The following is a 15872-nucleotide window of genomic DNA, read 5'->3' on the forward strand; positions in this document are numbered from 1 at the left end:
CCTTCGTGAAGAGTGCGAACGTTCCGCGGGCCAACGGGAGGCGTTTGGCGTGGGGGATCGCGGCGGGCATAGCCGTCGTCGCCCTCGTTGCGGCGGCGGTCGATACAGACCCCGGGTCGGCGGGAAGCCAAACCCTGGGCGATCTCGGAATACTCCTGGCCTCGTTGACCGCCGCGGTGACTTGTGCGCGGGCAGCGGCGCGACAGGACGCCGCCGCGCGCGCGTGGCGCTGGATCAGCGTCGCGATGGGAGTCTGGACGTTGGGCCAGGTGGTTTGGACCTTCTTCGGACTGACCACGGACCACAACTACCCCTTCCCATCGCTCGCCGACGCGGGCTTCTTGGCATATTCGATTCCAGCTGTCATCGGCCTGCTCGCCTTCCCCCGCCTGCGTGCCTCGGCCGTCGGGCTTGCCCGCGCGGTGCTCGACGCAGCCGTGATCGCAGCAGCCGTGCTCTTCGTCAGCTGGTCAGTGGTCCTCGGCCCGATTTTCGGCTCGGAGAGCCACGACCTGCTGACTCGGCTCACGGGGCTCGGCTATCCCGTCGTGGATGTCGCCATTGCGTCCTTCGTCCTCGTGCTGATGATGCGCCAGCCGCCGGGGCACCGGCTTCCGTGGCTGTTTCTCGGGGCAGGGCTCATGACCCTCGCGCTCACCGACAGCACCTATGTTCGGCTCACGTTCGATGGAATCACCGGCGTGACCGGAACTTGGCTGGCGGCGGGTTGGATGTCGGCCTTCCTTCTCGTTGCGCTGAGTGCGGCGCTTCCTCGAAAGCCCCGGCCAGGGAAGGACCGGCCTCTTTACGCGCTCGCTCTGGAACTGCTTCCCTACGCCCCGGTCCTCGGCGCCGTCGTGATCTCCTCATGGAACCTCACCGAGGGGAATCAAGGCTTCCTCCTGGCGACGGGCCTCGTGCTGCTGTTCCTCGTGGTGGCCCGCCAAGTCCTCATCGTGTTCGAGAACGTCACCCTCACGAGGGACCTCGAGGAGAAGGTCGCCCAGCGCACCGCGGAACTCGAAGGCCTCGCGGCGATCGTGAATTCCTCGACGGAAGCCATCGTGAGCAAGACCCCGGACGGGGTGGTGATGAGCTGGAACCCCGGCGCAGAACGGGTGTATGGCTACACGGCGTCCGAGGCGGTGGGCCGCGACCACCATTTCCTGATCCCCGAGGAGCGGCGGGCGGCAGAGGATGAGAATTTCGCCGCGGTGCGCAACGAGGGGCAGACCCGCAGGTATGAGACCGAGCGTCGTCGCCGTGACGGGAGCCTTGTGCCGGTGGCCACCACGGCTTTTCCCGTTCGAGGTGACCACGGCATCCACCGCGTCGCCACCATCGGCGAGGACATCACGGAGCGGCTCCGCACCCAGAAGGAACTGGTGGCCGCCCGGGAGGCTGCGCTGGAGTCCAGCCGCCTCAAATCGGAGTTCATGGCCACGATGAGCCACGAAATCAGGACCCCGATGAACGGCGTCATTGGACTCACCACGCTCTTGCTGCAGACACCGTTGGACGCCGCGCAGCGCCAGTACGCCGAGGGGATCAGGACGGCAGGGGAAGCCCTCCTGGCCCTCATCAACGACATCCTCGACTTTTCAAAACTCGAGGCCGGCAAGGTTGAGCTCGACCTGACGCCGTTTGAGCCCAGGCGCCTGATCGACGAGGTGGCCGGGCTGTTCGCGGAGCAGGCCCATGGCAAGGGACTCGAATTGATTGCGCATTGCGAACCGGACGTCCCGGAGCTCCTCCTCGGAGACTCCCGGGCTCTGCGCCAGATCCTCCTCAATCTTGTTGCGAATGCCGTGAAGTTCACGGGAGAGGGCGAGGTTGCGGTCCACGCAGGAATCCACGACAGTGCCTCGGTCAGCCCTCGCTTGCGCTTCGAAGTGAGGGACACGGGCATCGGCATCACCCGCGAACAGCAGCGCCTGATCTTCGATGCCTTCGCTCAGGCCGATGCTTCCACGACCCGCCGCTACGGAGGCACAGGCCTCGGACTGGCCATCTGCCGCCGCCTCGCTGAGGCGCTGGGCGGAGAGATCGGCGTGAGCAGCAAGCCCGGCGAAGGGTCAGTCTTCTGGGTTTCCATCCCTGTCTCGATCGCCGAGCTCGAGGAATCACGGCGGGATGCGCCGCAGGTGGAACTTCCCTCTGGCACTCGAGTACTCGTCGTCGACGACAACGCCACGAATCGCCTCGTCCTCGAGCAGCAGCTGACTGCGTGGGGACTGGATCCCGAAGTGGTCGAAGACGGGGTAACGGGCCTTGCGCGGTTGCGGGCGGGGGCAGAGGAGGGCGCGCCCATCGCTCTCGCCATCTTGGACCTGTGCATGCCGGGGCTGAGCGGGCTGGAACTTGCCCAGGAGATCGGAAGGGACCCTGCGCTGGCCGCGACACCGATCGTGCTCCTCACCTCGGCCGGCCAGCCTGAGCAGGCTGAGCTTCAACGAGCAGGGATTCGCGAGTGGCTGAGCAAGCCGGTCCGCAGCTCGGACCTCTACGAGCGGATCAATCGGCTGATCGGCCGGGCGCCCGAGTCGATTACAGACCCCAGCCCAGCACCCGCCCCTGCAAGGCGCGCGGCTCGCCGGGGGAGACTCTTGGTCGTCGAGGACAACCAGGTCAACCAGCTGGTCGCGAAGAGCATGGCCGAGAAGCTCGGTTATGACGTTGACATCGTGGGAGACGGCGCCGAGGCGGTGCGCGCAACCCAGCAGGGGGAGTACATCGCCGTGCTGATGGACTGCCACATGCCCGTCATGGACGGTTTTGCGGCGACGAGGGCCATTCGCTCCCGTCCAGGACCGGCTGGAACCCTGCCGATCATCGCGATGACTGCAGGCGTCCTCGACGAGGACCGGGAACGGTGTTCAGCCGCCGGAATGGACGACTACCTGTCCAAACCGGTGAACATCGCGGAACTGGAGGCGGCCTTGGACCGCTGGGCCGGATCGCCTACCTCCACCGTCTCCGCAGAGGAGCGAGTCTCTCCAGAGATGCCGCCCGAGGAGGATGGGGTCCTCGACCTCGATCGGCTAGACCTTCTCCGGGAACTCGGCGTGCTCGAGGCGACCGTGCGGGCGTTTGCGGCCGAGGCACTGCCGATCCTGGAGTCCATCCGTGGAGCAGCACATGAAGGAGGCACCGAGCTGGCAAAGGCGGCTCATAAGCTGAAGGGCTCGGCGGGGAACATCGGGGCCGTTCAGGTGGCTGAGCTCTGCCGGCAGCTCGAGGAAGCTGGTCGAGGCGAGCTTGCGCCCAATGCCGAGGCCGTCGCGGAAGTCGAGGCGGCCCTCGAGAGAGTGCTCGAGTCTCTTGAGCATCACGCGCGGGAATAGCACCCCCCGCAATAGCGAAGGCCCTCGAACCTCTCATTCCGCTCTCCCCTTGGAGGGGTGATGGCACCGCCTGTCAGAGCTGAGGTTCTGGGCCTTCTTGAGCACTAGGTTAGCGCTCAACCGCTGGACGATCCATAGTCATTTCCGCCGCCAGCGGTCATGGGGGCCCGGTTAGGTCCGGCCGTGCCTCTGGAAGGCGCGCCGTGCCAGGAAGGTCGCCGCGGCCGCGGCGACGAGCAGGATTCCTCCCGCCACTGCACCACTTCCGGTGCGAGTGCCGCCCGAGGCCCGCCGGAGCTCCTTCGACGCCGTGCGGGCGGTGTCGGCGATCGCCTTCTGCCCGGCCCTGATGGCTTTCCTTGTTGCCGGCACCGGGGCATGGGAAACCGCGTCGGCCAAGTGCTCGGCGGCTTCGGCCAGTCGGCCGGTCGCGGCCTGTGCGGCGGCTTCGGCTTTATGGGCGCCCTTCGAGGCCGCCTCGCCGATGCTCTCGCCCACCGGGGGAAGAGCGTCGAGCCGGTGACGGAGCCCCGTCAGGACTTCATCGAGGCCGCCCCTGAGCCGGGGCGCGACCCGGTCCAGGCTCGACTCGATGCGTGTGATCGAGTGGCGGATGGCCGCCCTCGCATCGGATGTCATCTCGATGGCCCTCCTGTTCGCGTGCGTGCGCGACCAGAGTACGACGCGTCCCTCAGTTGGGTCACTGCTCCGAAAGGCGAAAGGCTGAGGCGACGACGGGGATCAGGCGCCGAACTGGAGGCCGTCGACCTTCCAGGCGCCGCCCTCCTTGACCATCGTCACCACGGCGTTCTGGAGCTCGTCGGGATTGATCGCATTCGGCTCCCCGGGCGTGGTCCAGCGGCTGTCGGTCACGGGGGAGCCGTCGGGACCCACGTAGTGGCGGCTGAAGTAGCAGAAGACCCGGCCCGTCTGGAGCGCTGAGCCAGCGCCCGTCCGCAATGAGCACAGCATTCCCGTGGTCTGGACCGTGAATCCGGTCGCGTTGACTTCCTTCTGCTCGCGCGTGAACTCCATCGGGAAGGAAGCAGCCATGTGCTGCGTGATGAGCCCCTGGGAAGCGAGTTCGTCCCGCGCCCCGATCGGCGAAGAATAGCGGTGCGAGGCCTCGTTCAGGAGCGTGGGCAGCGAGCGGTAGATGGCGTCGCGGGCTTGGCTCTCCTCGCCGGTGAGGTTCTGCTCGTAGCCCGGGCCGTCAATGTGCAGGGTCCGCAAGGTGGGCGCCACGACGGGAACGTTGACAGCGGCGCTCGCGGTCGGCGCATTGGAAACCCCGCTGGGAGCCGCACTGCCCGACGGACTGGCGTTCGCCGTCGTACTTGCCGACGACGACGGAGCCTGAGTCGCGCTCGAACCGGCGGCCTGCGGCGCGGCAGCCGAGCAGCCGGCGACAAGGACGGCGGCAAGAGCGGCAGTCGCGGCGGGCAGAATTCTTCTCGCGGTCATCCCCACGTCCTTCCTGTGGTTCCCAGCGGGAACGAGAGTCTCCCTGCCAACTTACGCGACGCACGACGACGGCCCGCGCCTGCCGCGCGGAGCATGGGGCAACCGGAGGGGGCTGGGGGAGATCAGGCCGGCGGACGCCGGACCCGGGCGCGGTGCCTGCCGCGGCCGGAGACGGAGTTGTCCCTGTGGAAGATGGCCCAGCCTGCCACGGCGGCGAGTGCAATCGCCGAGAGCACGATCGCGAACCAATCCATGGCCACCTCCGAGAAGCGCCCGGCGGTGCCCCAGCCTCAGGGCGCCCCTGGGTCCATTCAACGGCGGGCTGTTGGACGTGTCCAGAGTCGGACGGCGTCAAAGCGCTGCGAGATGCCTCATGAAGGCGCTGAAATCCTCGGCATCGTCCTCTTGCTCGACGGTGCGTGGATCGGGCCGCTCCTCGGGCCTGTCGATAAGGCACCTGCGACGGACCGTGAACGAGAACATCCGGCCGGTGCTCGTGCCGATGTCGAAGGCTCCGGGAGAGCTTTCCGCGGCGTAGGCGAGATTGGTGAGGTCGACCGTCCACGGCCGGCCCGCCGAGGCGAGGGAGCGCCTGTCGAAGGGGGCGATGACGAGTTCGATCGGCTGACGGCGGTACCCGAGCACGAGTCCATGCGGAATGCGCTGGGACGACCAGGTGCCGTCCACCGTCCCTCCCGACTCGGAGGAGCAGACGAGGTTGTACGAGGCGTAGTTGGGAATCTGGGTGTCGAAGACCCGGTGCAAGGCTGCCTTGAGGGCTGCGTCCGATGCTGCAGGGCCCCGGCCCGCGTCACCGGGCGGGTGCTGGCTCGTCACAGGCTGCTCCTTTCGCCGCGGTCCAGTCTACGGATGGTGCGCGTGTTGTCCCATGGGCGGACACGTCCCGGGCAGTCATAGACTTTGGCCATGACCGACCAAAGCCAAAGCCCCTTTACGCCCCGTGACGGTGTGGACATCAAGCCACGCAGTCGCGTCGTGACGGACGGCATCCATGCCGCTCCCGCTCGAGGCATGCTCCGCGCCGTCGGCTTCGGCGACGAGGACTTCGCCAAGCCCCAGGTCGGCATCGCGAGCTCGTGGAACGAGATCACGCCCTGCAACCTCTCGCTCGACCGCCTCGCGAAGGCCGCCAAGGAGGGCGTGCACGCGGCGGGTGGCTTCCCCATGCAGTTCGGCACGATCTCGGTCTCAGACGGCATTTCCATGGGCCATCAGGGCATGCACTTCTCCCTGGTCTCCCGCGAGATCATCGCTGACTCGGTCGAGACGGTCATGCAGGCAGAGCGCATCGACGGCCAGGTCCTGCTGGCGGGCTGCGACAAGTCCCTGCCGGGCATGCTCATGGCCGCTGCCCGCCTCGACGTCTCGAGCGTCTTCCTCTACGCCGGCTCGATCATGCCTGGCTGGGTCAAGCTCGAGGACGGCACGGAGAAGGACGTCACGCTCATCGATGCGTTCGAGGCCGTCGGCGCGTGCGCCGCAGGCAAGATGTCCACGGGCGATCTGGACCGTATCGAGCGCGCGATCTGCCCCGGCGAGGGCGCCTGCGGTGGCATGTACACCGCGAACACGATGGCGAGCGCCGCCGAGGCTCTCGGCATGTCGCTCCCGGGTTCAGCCGCGCCGCCGTCGGCCGACCGCCGCCGCGACATGTTCGCCCACCGCTCGGGCGAGGCCGTCGTCAACCTCCTGCGCCAGGGCATCACGTCGCGGGACATCATGACGCGCGAGGCGTTCGAGAACGCCATCGCCGTGGTCATGGCGTTCGGCGGGTCGACGAACGCGGTTCTCCACCTCCTGGCCATCGCCCGGGAGGCGGAGGTCGAGCTCGAGCTGGAGGACTTCAACCGCATCGGGGACAAGGTCCCGCACCTCGGCGACCTCAAGCCGTTCGGCCGCTATGTCATGTACGACCTCGACCGCGTCGGCGGCGTGCCCGTCGTCATGCGCGCACTGCTCGACGCGGGTCTGCTCCACGGCGACTGCCTCACGGTGACCGGCAAGACGGTCGCCGAGAACCTCGAGGAGATCGCCCCGCCGGACCTTGACGGGAAGATCGTCCGGGCGCTGGACAACCCGATCCACAAGACGGGCGGCGTGTCGATCCTGAGCGGTTCGCTTGCCCCCGAGGGCGCGGTGGTGAAGACCGCGGGCTTTGACGCCGAGGTCTTCGAGGGCTCGGCCCGCGTCTTCGAGCGCGAGCAGGGCGCGCTCGACGCGCTCGACAACGGCGAGATCAAGCCCGGAGACGTCGTCGTCATCCGCTATGAAGGCCCCAAGGGGGGCCCCGGCATGCGCGAGATGCTCGCCATCACGGGTGCCATCAAGGGAGCCGGCCTCGGCAAGGATGTCCTGCTGCTGACGGACGGCCGCTTCTCCGGGGGGACGACGGGACTGTGCATCGGCCACGTTGCCCCAGAGGCGGTCGACGGCGGCCCGATCGCCTTTGTGCGCGACGGCGACAGGATTCGGGTCGATATTCCTAACCGCACCATCGAGCTGCTCGTCGACGACTCCGAGCTGGAGGCGCGGCGCGAGGGCTGGCAGCCGATCCCTGCGAAGTTCACCAAGGGTGTCCTCGCCAAGTACGCGAAGCTCGTGCACTCCGCGAGCGAAGGCGCCGTCCTCAGCTAGGACTCGGATCATCAGCAAGGGGTGGCCGGCTCCGAGGGCCCGGCCACTCCGTCTCACTTGATGGATACACGTCCGCAATGTGAGACAAGCAAGCCGCAGATTGACACTCTCACAAGCGATTGTGAAGACTGTGGACATGCAGACCGCCCGGAGCGACATGGTGCTCAATGTCGTCGTCCTTGCCAAGCGCGTGGCTCACTGAAGCCCGACTGGCAACGATCTGTCACGCGCAACCCCTCGGAGAGCCGGAAGGCTGAGGGGTTGTTTTTATTTGAGCTGGGCACAGCTCCTTCGCCACGAAGATCCTAAGGAAGAGACTGATGAGCAAAGGAACGCCGATCAGCCCATCGCTGATGGCTTCGAAGCCGTCTGCGGCCAAGGCCGCGGATTCTGTCGACTCTGTCGACTCTGCCTCTGCCGTCCTGGGGCCCAACCGCGTCGTTGAGCCCACAGGGATGACTGGATCTGAAGCAATCGTCCGCTCGCTCGAGGAACTTGGCGTGGACGATGTCTTTGGTCTTCCGGGCGGCGCGATCCTGCCGACCTACGACCCTCTGATGGCTTCGAAGATCAACCACGTTCTGGTGCGCCACGAGCAGGGCGCCGGCCATGCTGCCCAAGGGTATGCGATGGTCACGGGACGTGTCGGCGTCTGCATTGCCACGTCCGGTCCGGGCGCCACCAACCTGGTGACCGCGATCGCCGATGCGCATATGGACTCCGTCCCCCTCGTCGCAATCACCGGCCAGGTCGCGAGCAGCGTCATCGGCTCCGACGCCTTCCAGGAAGCGGACATCGTCGGCATCACCATGCCGATCACCAAGCACTCGTTCCTTGTCACCCGGGCGGAGGACATCCCGCGCACCCTCGCGGAAGCCTTCCACCTCGCCTCGACGGGCCGTCCCGGTCCCGTCCTCGTGGACGTGACGAAGGACGCGCAGCAGTCCCCGATGACATTCAGCTGGCCGCCCAAGATCGACCTCCCGGGCTACCGCCCCGTGACCCGCGGCCACAGCAAGCAGGTCCGCGAGGCCGCCCGCCTCATCGCGGCCTCGTCGAAGCCGGTCCTGTATGTGGGCGGCGGTGTGGTCAAGGCGGACGCCTCCAAGGAGCTTCTTGAGCTGGCCGAGACCACCGGCGCTCCCGTGGTCACCACCCTCACGGCACGCGGGTCCTTCCCTGACTCGCACTCCCAGCACGTGGGAATGCCCGGCATGCACGGCTCCGTCTCGGCGGTCACCGCCCTGCAGCAGGCCGATCTGCTCATCACGCTGGGCGCGCGGTTCGACGACCGCGTGACGGGTGTTCTGAGCTCGTTCGCGCCGAACGCCAAAGTCATCCACGCCGACATCGACCCCGCGGAGATCTCGAAGAACCGTGCGGCTGACGTCCCGATCGTGGGGTCGGTCAAGGAGATCATCCCCGAGCTCACCGAAGCCGTGCGCGCGCTCCAGGAGAAGGACGGCGGCGTCGACCTCGCCCCGTGGTGGGCCTTCCTCAACAAGCTCCGTGACGACTACCCGCTCGGGTGGACCGAGCCCGAGGACGGGCTCCTCGCGCCGCAGAAGATCATCCAGCGGATCGGCGAACTCACCGGCCCGGAGGGCGTCTACGTTGCGGGCGTCGGCCAGCACCAGATGTGGGCTGCCCAGTTCGTCAAGTACGAGCGGCCGCGCGCCTGGCTCAACTCGGCCGGGCTCGGCACGATGGGCTACTCGGTGCCCGCCGCGATGGGCGCGAAGGTGGGCAATCCGCAGCGCGTGGTGTGGGCGATCGACGGTGACGGCTGTTTCCAGATGACCAATCAGGAGCTCGCCACCTGCACGCTGAACAACATCCCGATCAAGGTCGCGGTCATCAACAACTCGTCCCTCGGCATGGTCCGCCAGTGGCAGACGCTCTTCTACGAGGGCCGCTACTCGAACACAGACCTGCACACGGGCGCTGAGACGCTGCGGGTCCCGGATTTCGTCAAGCTCGGCGAGGCCTACGGCTGCGCGTCGTTCCGTGTGGAGCGGGAGGACCAGATCGACGACGTCATCAAGCAGGCGCTCGAGATCAACGACCGTCCGGTCGTCATCGACTTCGTGGTGAGCCCGAATTCCATGGTCTGGCCCATGGTTCCCTCGGGCGTGAGCAACGATCTGATCCAGGTGGCCCGCAATTCCACGCCTGTGTGGGAAGAGGAGGACTGAGGCATGGCCCGCCACACCCTGTCCGTGCTGGTCGAGGACAAGCCGGGCGTGCTCACGCGCGTCGCCGGCCTCTTCGCGCGGCGCGCGTTCAACATCCACTCGCTTGCCGTGGGCCCCACGGAGGTCGAGGGGATCTCGCGGGTGACCGTCGTCGTCGATGCGGAGGGCGACCTCCTCGAGCAGGTGACCAAGCAGCTCAACAAGCTCGTGAACGTCATCAAGATCGTCGAGCTGCTGCCCGAGAACTCAGTCCGTCGCGATCACGTCCTCATCAAGGTCCGCGCGGACTCGATGACCAGAGTTCAGGTCACCCAGGCCGTGGAGCTTTTCCGCGCGTCGATCGTGGATGTGTCGACCGACGCCGTCGTCGTCGAGGCGACCGGGACGACCGAGAAGCTCGATGCGCTTCTCACCGTTCTTGAGCCGTTTGGCGTCCGCGAGATCGTGCAGTCGGGCACGCTCGCGATCGGACGCGGTTCGCGGTCGATGAGCGACCGCGCGCTGCGCGCAAGCTAAGAAGCAAGTTTCCCAGTGAAGTACCAAGGAGAAATCAAGTGACTCACCTCTACTACGACGACGACGCCGATCTCTCGATCATCCAGGGCCGCAAGGTCGCCGTGATCGGCTACGGCAGCCAGGGCCACGCCCACGCGCTCAGCCTGCGCGATTCCGGCGTCGACGTGCGCGTCGGCCTCGCCGAGGGTTCGAAGTCCAAGGCCAAGGCCGAGGCCGAGGGCCTGCGCGTCGTCCCGGTGGCCGAGGCCGCCGAGGAAGCCGACCTGATCATGATCCTCACCCCGGACCAGGTCCAGGCGAAGGTCTACTCCGAGTCCATCGCCGATCACCTCAAGGCCGGCGATGCCCTGTTCTTCGGCCACGGCTTCAACATCCGCTACGGCTTCATCAAGCCCCCGGCCGATGTCGACGTCGCCCTCGTCGCCCCCAAGGGCCCGGGCCACATCGTGCGTCGCGAGTTCGAGGCCGGACGCGGCGTGCCGGACCTCATCGCCGTCGAGCAGAACCCCTCTGGCAAGGCCAAGGAGCTCGCGCTCTCCTACGCGAAGGCGATCGGCGGCACCCGTGCCGGCGTCATCGAGACGACCTTCACCGAGGAGACCGAGACGGATCTCTTCGGCGAGCAGGCCGTCCTCTGCGGCGGCGCGTCGCAGCTCATCCAGTACGGCTTCGAGACGCTGACCGAGGCCGGCTACAAGCCCGAGATCGCGTACTTCGAGGTCCTGCACGAGCTCAAGCTCATCGTCGACCTCATGGTCGAGGGCGGCATCGCCAAGCAGCGCTGGAGCGTCTCCGACACGGCCGAGTTCGGCGACTACGTCTCCGGCCCGCGCGTGATCGACCCGCACGTGAAGGAGAACATGAAGGCTGTCCTCGCGGACATCCAGGACGGCACGTTCGCCAAGCGCTTCATGGACGATCAGGCCAACGGCGCGAAGGAGTTCCTCGAGCTGCGCAAGAAGGGCGAGGATCACCCGATCGAGGCCACGGGCCGCGAACTGCGCAAGCTGTTCTCGTGGATCAAGCAGAACGACGACTACACCGAGGGCTCCGTCGCCCGCTAGTCGCCGACCGAAGCGGCGGGCGCCCCGTGCGCCCGCCGCGTCCGGCTGTCATCGCCCACCCCCTGACGACCGCCACACATCCCGGCCCAGGTGCTGATCCGCCCGCCCGCACCCGGCCGCCCGTCCCCGCCCCGCCCATATCCGCCCCATTGACCGGAGAGGCCCCGCCCGTGTCCAACGAGAAGCCCGTCGTCCTCCTCGCCGAGGAACTTTCGCCTGCCACCATCGATGCCCTCGGCCCCGACTTCGAGATCCGTCACGCCGACGGCGCCGACCGCTCCCAGCTTCTTCCCGCCATCGCAGACGTCGACGCGATCCTCGTCCGCTCCGCCACGAAGGTGGACGCCGAGGCGATCGCAGCAGCCAAGAAGCTCAAGGTCATCGCCCGCGCAGGCGTCGGCCTGGACAACGTCGATATCAAGGCCGCCACGCAGGCGGGCGTCATGGTGGTCAATGCGCCGACGTCGAACATCGTGTCCGCCGCCGAACTCACGTGCGGCCACATCCTGAGCCTCGCCCGCAACATCCCCGCCGCAAACGGTTCCCTCAAGGGCGGCGAGTGGAAGCGGTCCAAGTTCGCGGGAATCGAGCTGCTCGACAAGACGCTCGGCGTGATCGGCCTGGGCCGCATCGGGGCGCTGGTCGCCGCGCGCATGCAGGCGTTCGAGATGAATGTGGTCGCCTTCGACCCGTACGTCACCTCGGCGCGCGCAGCTCAGCTCGGCGTCAAGCTCGTCACCCTCGACGAACTCCTCGCACAGAGCGACTTCATCACGATCCACATGCCGAAGACCCCGGAAACCGTCGGCATGCTGGGAGCGGACGCCTTCGAGAAGATGAAGAAGACCGCATACGTGGTCAACGTGGCCCGCGGCGGGCTCGTCGACGAGGACGCGCTCACGAAGGCCCTCGAGGCCGGGCAGATCGCGGGCGCGGGCATCGACGTCTTCGAGAAGGAGCCCAGCACCAATCTCCCCTTCTTCGAGTACCCGAACGTCGTCGTCACGCCGCACCTCGGTGCCTCGACGGACGAGGCCCAGGAGAAGGCTGGCATCTCGGTCGCGAAGTCGGTGCGGCTCGCCCTCGCCGGCGAGCTCGTCCCGGATGCCGTCAACGTCGCTGGCGGGGTCATCGCCCCCGACGTGCGCCCGGGCATTCCGCTGATCGAGAAGCTCGGCCGCATCTTCACCGCCCTGAGCCACGAGCCGGTGGCGCAGATCGATGTCGAGGTCGCGGGCGAGATCGCCTCGCTCGACGTCAAGTCCCTTGAGCTCGCCGCGCTGAAGGGCGTATTCACGGACGTCGTCTCGGAGAAGGTCTCCTACGTCAACGCGCCGGTTCTCGCGGAGCAGCGCGGTGTTGCGGTCCGTCTGCTGACCACGTCCGAGGCAGAGGATTACCGGAACGTCCTGACCATTCGCGGCCTGCTCACCGACGGCAGCCAGGTCTCGGTCGCGGGCACGCTGACGGGTCCGAAGCAGATCCAGAAGCTCGTGGGCATCAACGGCTACGACCTCGAGATCCCCGTCTCGGAGCACCTCGTGGTGATGACCTACACCGACCGCCCCGGCGTCATCGGAACGATCGGCCACATCCTCGGCATGAACGGCGTCAACATCGCCGGCATGCAGGTGGCCCGCGCCGAGCAGGCCGGCGAGGCGATGGCGCTCCTCACGGTCGACTCGAAGATCCCGGCCAACGTGCTCGAAACCGTGAAGAGCGAGATCGGCGCGACCGCGGTGCGGGAGATCGACCTCGAGGACTAGGCCTGAGCTCGCCAGACGAGCCAGCTCATCCTGACACGCACGACGACGGCGGGCCTCACCGCATGCGGTGAGGCCCGCCGTCGTCCGTCGACGCATTCGCCGCGCCGGTCCCGCGGATCCGGTAAATTCTTAGGGTGACGTCCGCAGCTGAGAAGACACCGTTCTATATCACCACCGCCATCACGTACCCCAACGGCGAGCCGCACATCGGCCATGCCTACGAGTACATCGCGACGGACGCGATGGCGCGCTTCAAGCGGCTGGACGGCTACGACGTCTTCTTCCTCACGGGCACCGATGAGCACGGGCTCAAGATCGCGCAGTCCGCCCAGAAGGAGGGCATGACGCCCAAGGAACTGGTGGACCGCAACGTGGAACTCTACAAGGAGACCCACGCGGCGCTTGGGGTGAGCTATGACCGGTTCATCCGCACCACCGACGCCGATCACTATGCCTCCGCCCAGACGATCTGGAAGCGCATGGAGGAGAACGGGGACATCTACCTCGACAAGTACGAGGGCTGGTACTCCGTGCGCGACGAGGCGTACTACACCGAGGACGAGACCATCGTGCGCGACGGTGTGCGGTACTCGAAGGAGACCGACACTGAAGTCACCTGGACCGCCGAGGAGAGCTACTTCTTCCGGCTTTCGGCCTATCAGGACAAGCTCCTCGAGCTCTACGCGGCGCAGCCGGAGTTCGGTGCCCCGCAGTATCGGTTCAACGAGGTCATCTCGTTCGTCAAGCGTGGACTCGAGGACCTCTCGATCTCCCGCACGACCTTCGACTGGGGAATCCCGGTTCCCGACGCCCCTGGGCACGTCATGTACGTGTGGGTCGACGCCCTCACGAACTACCTCACCGGCGTCGGGTTCCCCGACGTCGACTCCGAGTCCTTCCAGAAGTTCTGGCCCGCGGACGTGCATGTGATCGGCAAGGACATCTCGCGTTTCCACGCGGTCTACTGGCCTGCATTCCTCATGAGCGCCGGGATCGAGGTGCCCCGGCGCGTCATGATCCACGGCTTCCTGCAGAACAACGGTGTCAAGATGTCCAAGTCGCTCGGCAACGTCGTCGCGCCGCGGGACTTCACCAGCCAGTACGGCCTGGATCAGGTGCGCTACTTCCTCCTCCGTGAGGTGCCGTTCGGTGCGGACGGGAGCTACAACCACGACGCCATCGTGGGGCGGATGAACGCCGACCTTGCGAACAATCTCGGCAATCTCGCGCAGCGGTCGCTGTCGATGGTCGCCAAGAACCTGGACGGCGTCGTACCGGAACCGGGGGAGTTCACAGCCGCCGACGAGGCCCTGCTCGAGGCCGCCGACGGACTGCTCGAGGCCGCACGCGCCGCGTTCGAGAAGCAGGAGTTCAGCCGGGCGCTCGAGGCCATCTGGGGTGTGCTCGGCGACACCAACGCGTACTTCGCCGAGCAGGCCCCCTGGGTGCTGCGCAAGACCGACCCCGCCCGCATGGCCACGGTGCTGTACGTGACGCTCGAAGTTCTGCGGATCGTGTCGGTGCTGGTTCAGCCGGTCATGCCCGGGTCCGCCGGGAAGCTCCTCGACGCCCTCGGCCAGCCGCAGGGTGACGCCCGACAGTTCTCGGCGCTCGGAGCGCGCATCCTCCCGGGGACAACGCTGCCCGCGCCGGTGCCGATCTTCCCGAAGTACGAGGAGCCGACCGAAGCCTGAGGCCGAGGTCGGGCCATGTGCCGCCGAGGTCGGGTGGTGTGGCGCCGAGGTCGGGCCGTGTGCCGCCGAGGTCGGGCCGCCGTTACGGCAGCTGCACAGCTGCGTGAGGTGTCCTCACGAAGGCCTTGACTTTCGCGCCCAACGTGATGGGGTCGTCGAGCTCCGGCCAATACACGTTGAGAACGCGCCAGCCGGCCGCAAGCAGCCGCGCCTCGCGCGCCTGCTGCTGAGCGACCTTCTCGTCTATCGGGAGGTAATCGAAGTACTTCCCGTAGCCGTGTACCTCGATGACAATCCGTCGGTTCGGCCACCCGAAATCCACTCGTTCGTGGCCTGTCGCGGTCTGGATCCAGAGTTGGAGTTCCGGTTCTGGGAGGTTCCACTCGGCGAGCAGCAGGCGAAATCGGCTCTCGGCTGGTGATTCGGAGCGACCGTCGGCCGCGAGCAGCGCCTCACGCACCTTGCGGATTCCTCGAGTCGCTTTTCCTTCACTGACGAGCCGTTGGAGAACCGCTTCGTCAGCGCCCCGGGATAGGCCGGAATCGGCGATGACTACGGCCTGCTCGAACGGTAAAAGCCGCGCACAATCGACGATTGTCCGTTCGAGCGAAGTCACCCGGAGCGCGCCCACCAGACGGACGTCGCGAGCCGGGATTCGCTGATTATGCCGGACAACATCGCCGAGAGGTCCGCCGTCGCCGCGGCGGCTCGCGTGTGCCACATGCACCAACGGGCGTGCCCGCCACACCGACAGCCCCCAAATATGGGCTGCGGAGGTGTGGGTGTAGATATGTGATTGGCCTGACGATGCAGCATCGTGCGCCTGGATTCTCACAAGCTCGGGGCTTGCACTGGTTCCGACGTTCGCGGCATAGACCCCACGCTCGTGCCGGACAAGTGAGCCGTCCTCGAGCAGATTCCGGATGGCTTTCCCGTCGACCCCTGCTGCTACGAGTTCCGACCGCAGGAACATCGGAGTGGCCGACGGCGATTGCTCGGCTAGTGCTTTGAGGGCTCGCGCTGACTTGGGATCCAGATTGAGGTGCATGTCCTGAGTCTTCAGCGGGAGCGCTGGCGGGGAGAGTCGTTCGCGTTCCTATGTGGATAACATCGGGAGGTCTGCTATGTGGGGGAGTAACTGCTTCGCCCGACCTCGGCGGCAGGGGGCCCGACC

General features: G+C 66.9%; 12 protein-coding genes. 7 read left to right on the top strand and 5 right to left on the bottom strand.

Features of this window, described 5'->3' with window-relative positions; all coding sequences use genetic code 11:
• Positions 1–5 precede the first annotated feature (5 nt).
• Positions 6–3344 carry a response regulator gene (locus tag E5679_RS01005; RefSeq protein WP_138413236.1) on the top strand — a complete coding sequence of 1113 codons (3339 nt, stop codon included), beginning with the start codon at positions 6–8 and terminating at the stop codon, positions 3342–3344.
• Positions 3345–3515: 171 nt separating this feature from the next.
• Here E5679_RS01005 and E5679_RS01010 read toward each other — a convergent pair whose 3' ends face one another.
• The 4 genes from E5679_RS01010 to E5679_RS01020 form a co-directional block, all read right to left on the bottom strand.
• Positions 3516–3983, bottom strand: coding sequence for a hypothetical protein (locus E5679_RS01010; protein WP_138413237.1), 468 nt, complete (start codon positions 3981–3983; stop codon positions 3516–3518).
• Between the two features lie 102 nt (positions 3984–4085).
• Positions 4086–4808, bottom strand: coding sequence for a hypothetical protein (locus E5679_RS01015; protein ID WP_138413238.1), 723 nt, complete (start codon positions 4806–4808; stop codon positions 4086–4088).
• Between the two features lie 122 nt (positions 4809–4930).
• The gene (locus E5679_RS21395) at positions 4931–5062 is read right to left on the bottom strand and encodes a hypothetical protein (RefSeq protein WP_275092532.1); all 132 of its coding nucleotides are present in this window, start codon (positions 5060–5062) and stop codon (positions 4931–4933) included.
• Positions 5063–5159: 97 nt separating this feature from the next.
• A complete protein-coding gene (locus E5679_RS01020) occupies positions 5160–5645 on the bottom strand; it encodes a hypothetical protein (RefSeq protein WP_138413239.1) in 486 nt (161 codons plus the stop codon).
• A 90-nt stretch (positions 5646–5735) separates the two neighbouring features.
• Here E5679_RS01020 and ilvD point away from each other — a divergent pair, with 90 nt between their 5' ends.
• The 6 genes from ilvD to metG all read left to right on the top strand — a co-directional run bounded on the left by ilvD (position 5736) and on the right by metG (position 14698).
• Entirely contained in the window at positions 5736–7463 is a 1728-nt protein-coding gene (gene ilvD, locus E5679_RS01025) for a dihydroxy-acid dehydratase (protein WP_138413240.1), read from the top strand.
• Positions 7464–7783: 320 nt separating this feature from the next.
• Complete coding sequence (locus tag E5679_RS01030; RefSeq protein WP_138413241.1) at positions 7784–9658, top strand: acetolactate synthase large subunit; 1875 nt, start codon at positions 7784–7786, stop codon at positions 9656–9658.
• Positions 9659–9661: 3 nt separating this feature from the next.
• Positions 9662–10174 (top strand): acetolactate synthase small subunit, encoded by a 513-nt coding sequence (ilvN, locus tag E5679_RS01035; protein WP_138413242.1) that lies wholly within the window; start codon positions 9662–9664, stop codon positions 10172–10174.
• 38 nt (positions 10175–10212) lie between these two features.
• Entirely contained in the window at positions 10213–11238 is a 1026-nt protein-coding gene (ilvC, locus tag E5679_RS01040; protein WP_138413243.1) for a ketol-acid reductoisomerase, read from the top strand.
• A gap of 170 nt (positions 11239–11408) precedes the next feature.
• Positions 11409–13004, top strand: coding sequence for a phosphoglycerate dehydrogenase (serA, locus tag E5679_RS01045; RefSeq protein WP_138413244.1), 1596 nt, complete (start codon positions 11409–11411; stop codon positions 13002–13004).
• Between the two features lie 134 nt (positions 13005–13138).
• Entirely contained in the window at positions 13139–14698 is a 1560-nt protein-coding gene (gene metG, locus E5679_RS01050) for a methionine--tRNA ligase (RefSeq protein ID WP_138413245.1), read from the top strand.
• A gap of 82 nt (positions 14699–14780) precedes the next feature.
• On the opposite strand, the gene E5679_RS01055 is transcribed toward metG, so the two are convergent.
• Positions 14781–15746 carry a type IV toxin-antitoxin system AbiEi family antitoxin domain-containing protein gene (locus E5679_RS01055; RefSeq protein ID WP_138413246.1) on the bottom strand — a complete coding sequence of 322 codons (966 nt, stop codon included), beginning with the start codon at positions 15744–15746 and terminating at the stop codon, positions 14781–14783.
• Positions 15747–15872 lie beyond the last annotated feature (126 nt).

It is taken from the genome of Sinomonas gamaensis (assembly GCF_005876955.1).
In the GTDB taxonomy this organism is placed as follows: domain Bacteria; phylum Actinomycetota; class Actinomycetes; order Actinomycetales; family Micrococcaceae; genus Sinomonas; species Sinomonas gamaensis.

What these genes read in the sequence shown, in the direction of transcription:
- E5679_RS01010 (WP_138413237.1), bottom strand. Translation starts at nt 3,983, where the DNA reads ATGACATCCGATGCGAGGGCGGCCATCCGCCACTCGATCACACGCATC.
- E5679_RS01015 (WP_138413238.1), bottom strand. Translation starts at nt 4,808, where the DNA reads ATGACCGCGAGAAGAATTCTGCCCGCCGCGACTGCCGCTCTTGCCGCC.
- E5679_RS21395 (WP_275092532.1), bottom strand. Translation starts at nt 5,062, where the DNA reads ATGGATTGGTTCGCGATCGTGCTCTCGGCGATTGCACTCGCCGCCGTG.
- ilvD (WP_138413240.1), top strand. Translation starts at nt 5,736, where the DNA reads ATGACCGACCAAAGCCAAAGCCCCTTTACGCCCCGTGACGGTGTGGAC.
- E5679_RS01030 (WP_138413241.1), top strand. Translation starts at nt 7,784, where the DNA reads ATGAGCAAAGGAACGCCGATCAGCCCATCGCTGATGGCTTCGAAGCCG.
- ilvN (WP_138413242.1), top strand. Translation starts at nt 9,662, where the DNA reads ATGGCCCGCCACACCCTGTCCGTGCTGGTCGAGGACAAGCCGGGCGTG.
- E5679_RS01055 (WP_138413246.1), bottom strand. Translation starts at nt 15,746, where the DNA reads ATGCACCTCAATCTGGATCCCAAGTCAGCGCGAGCCCTCAAAGCACTA.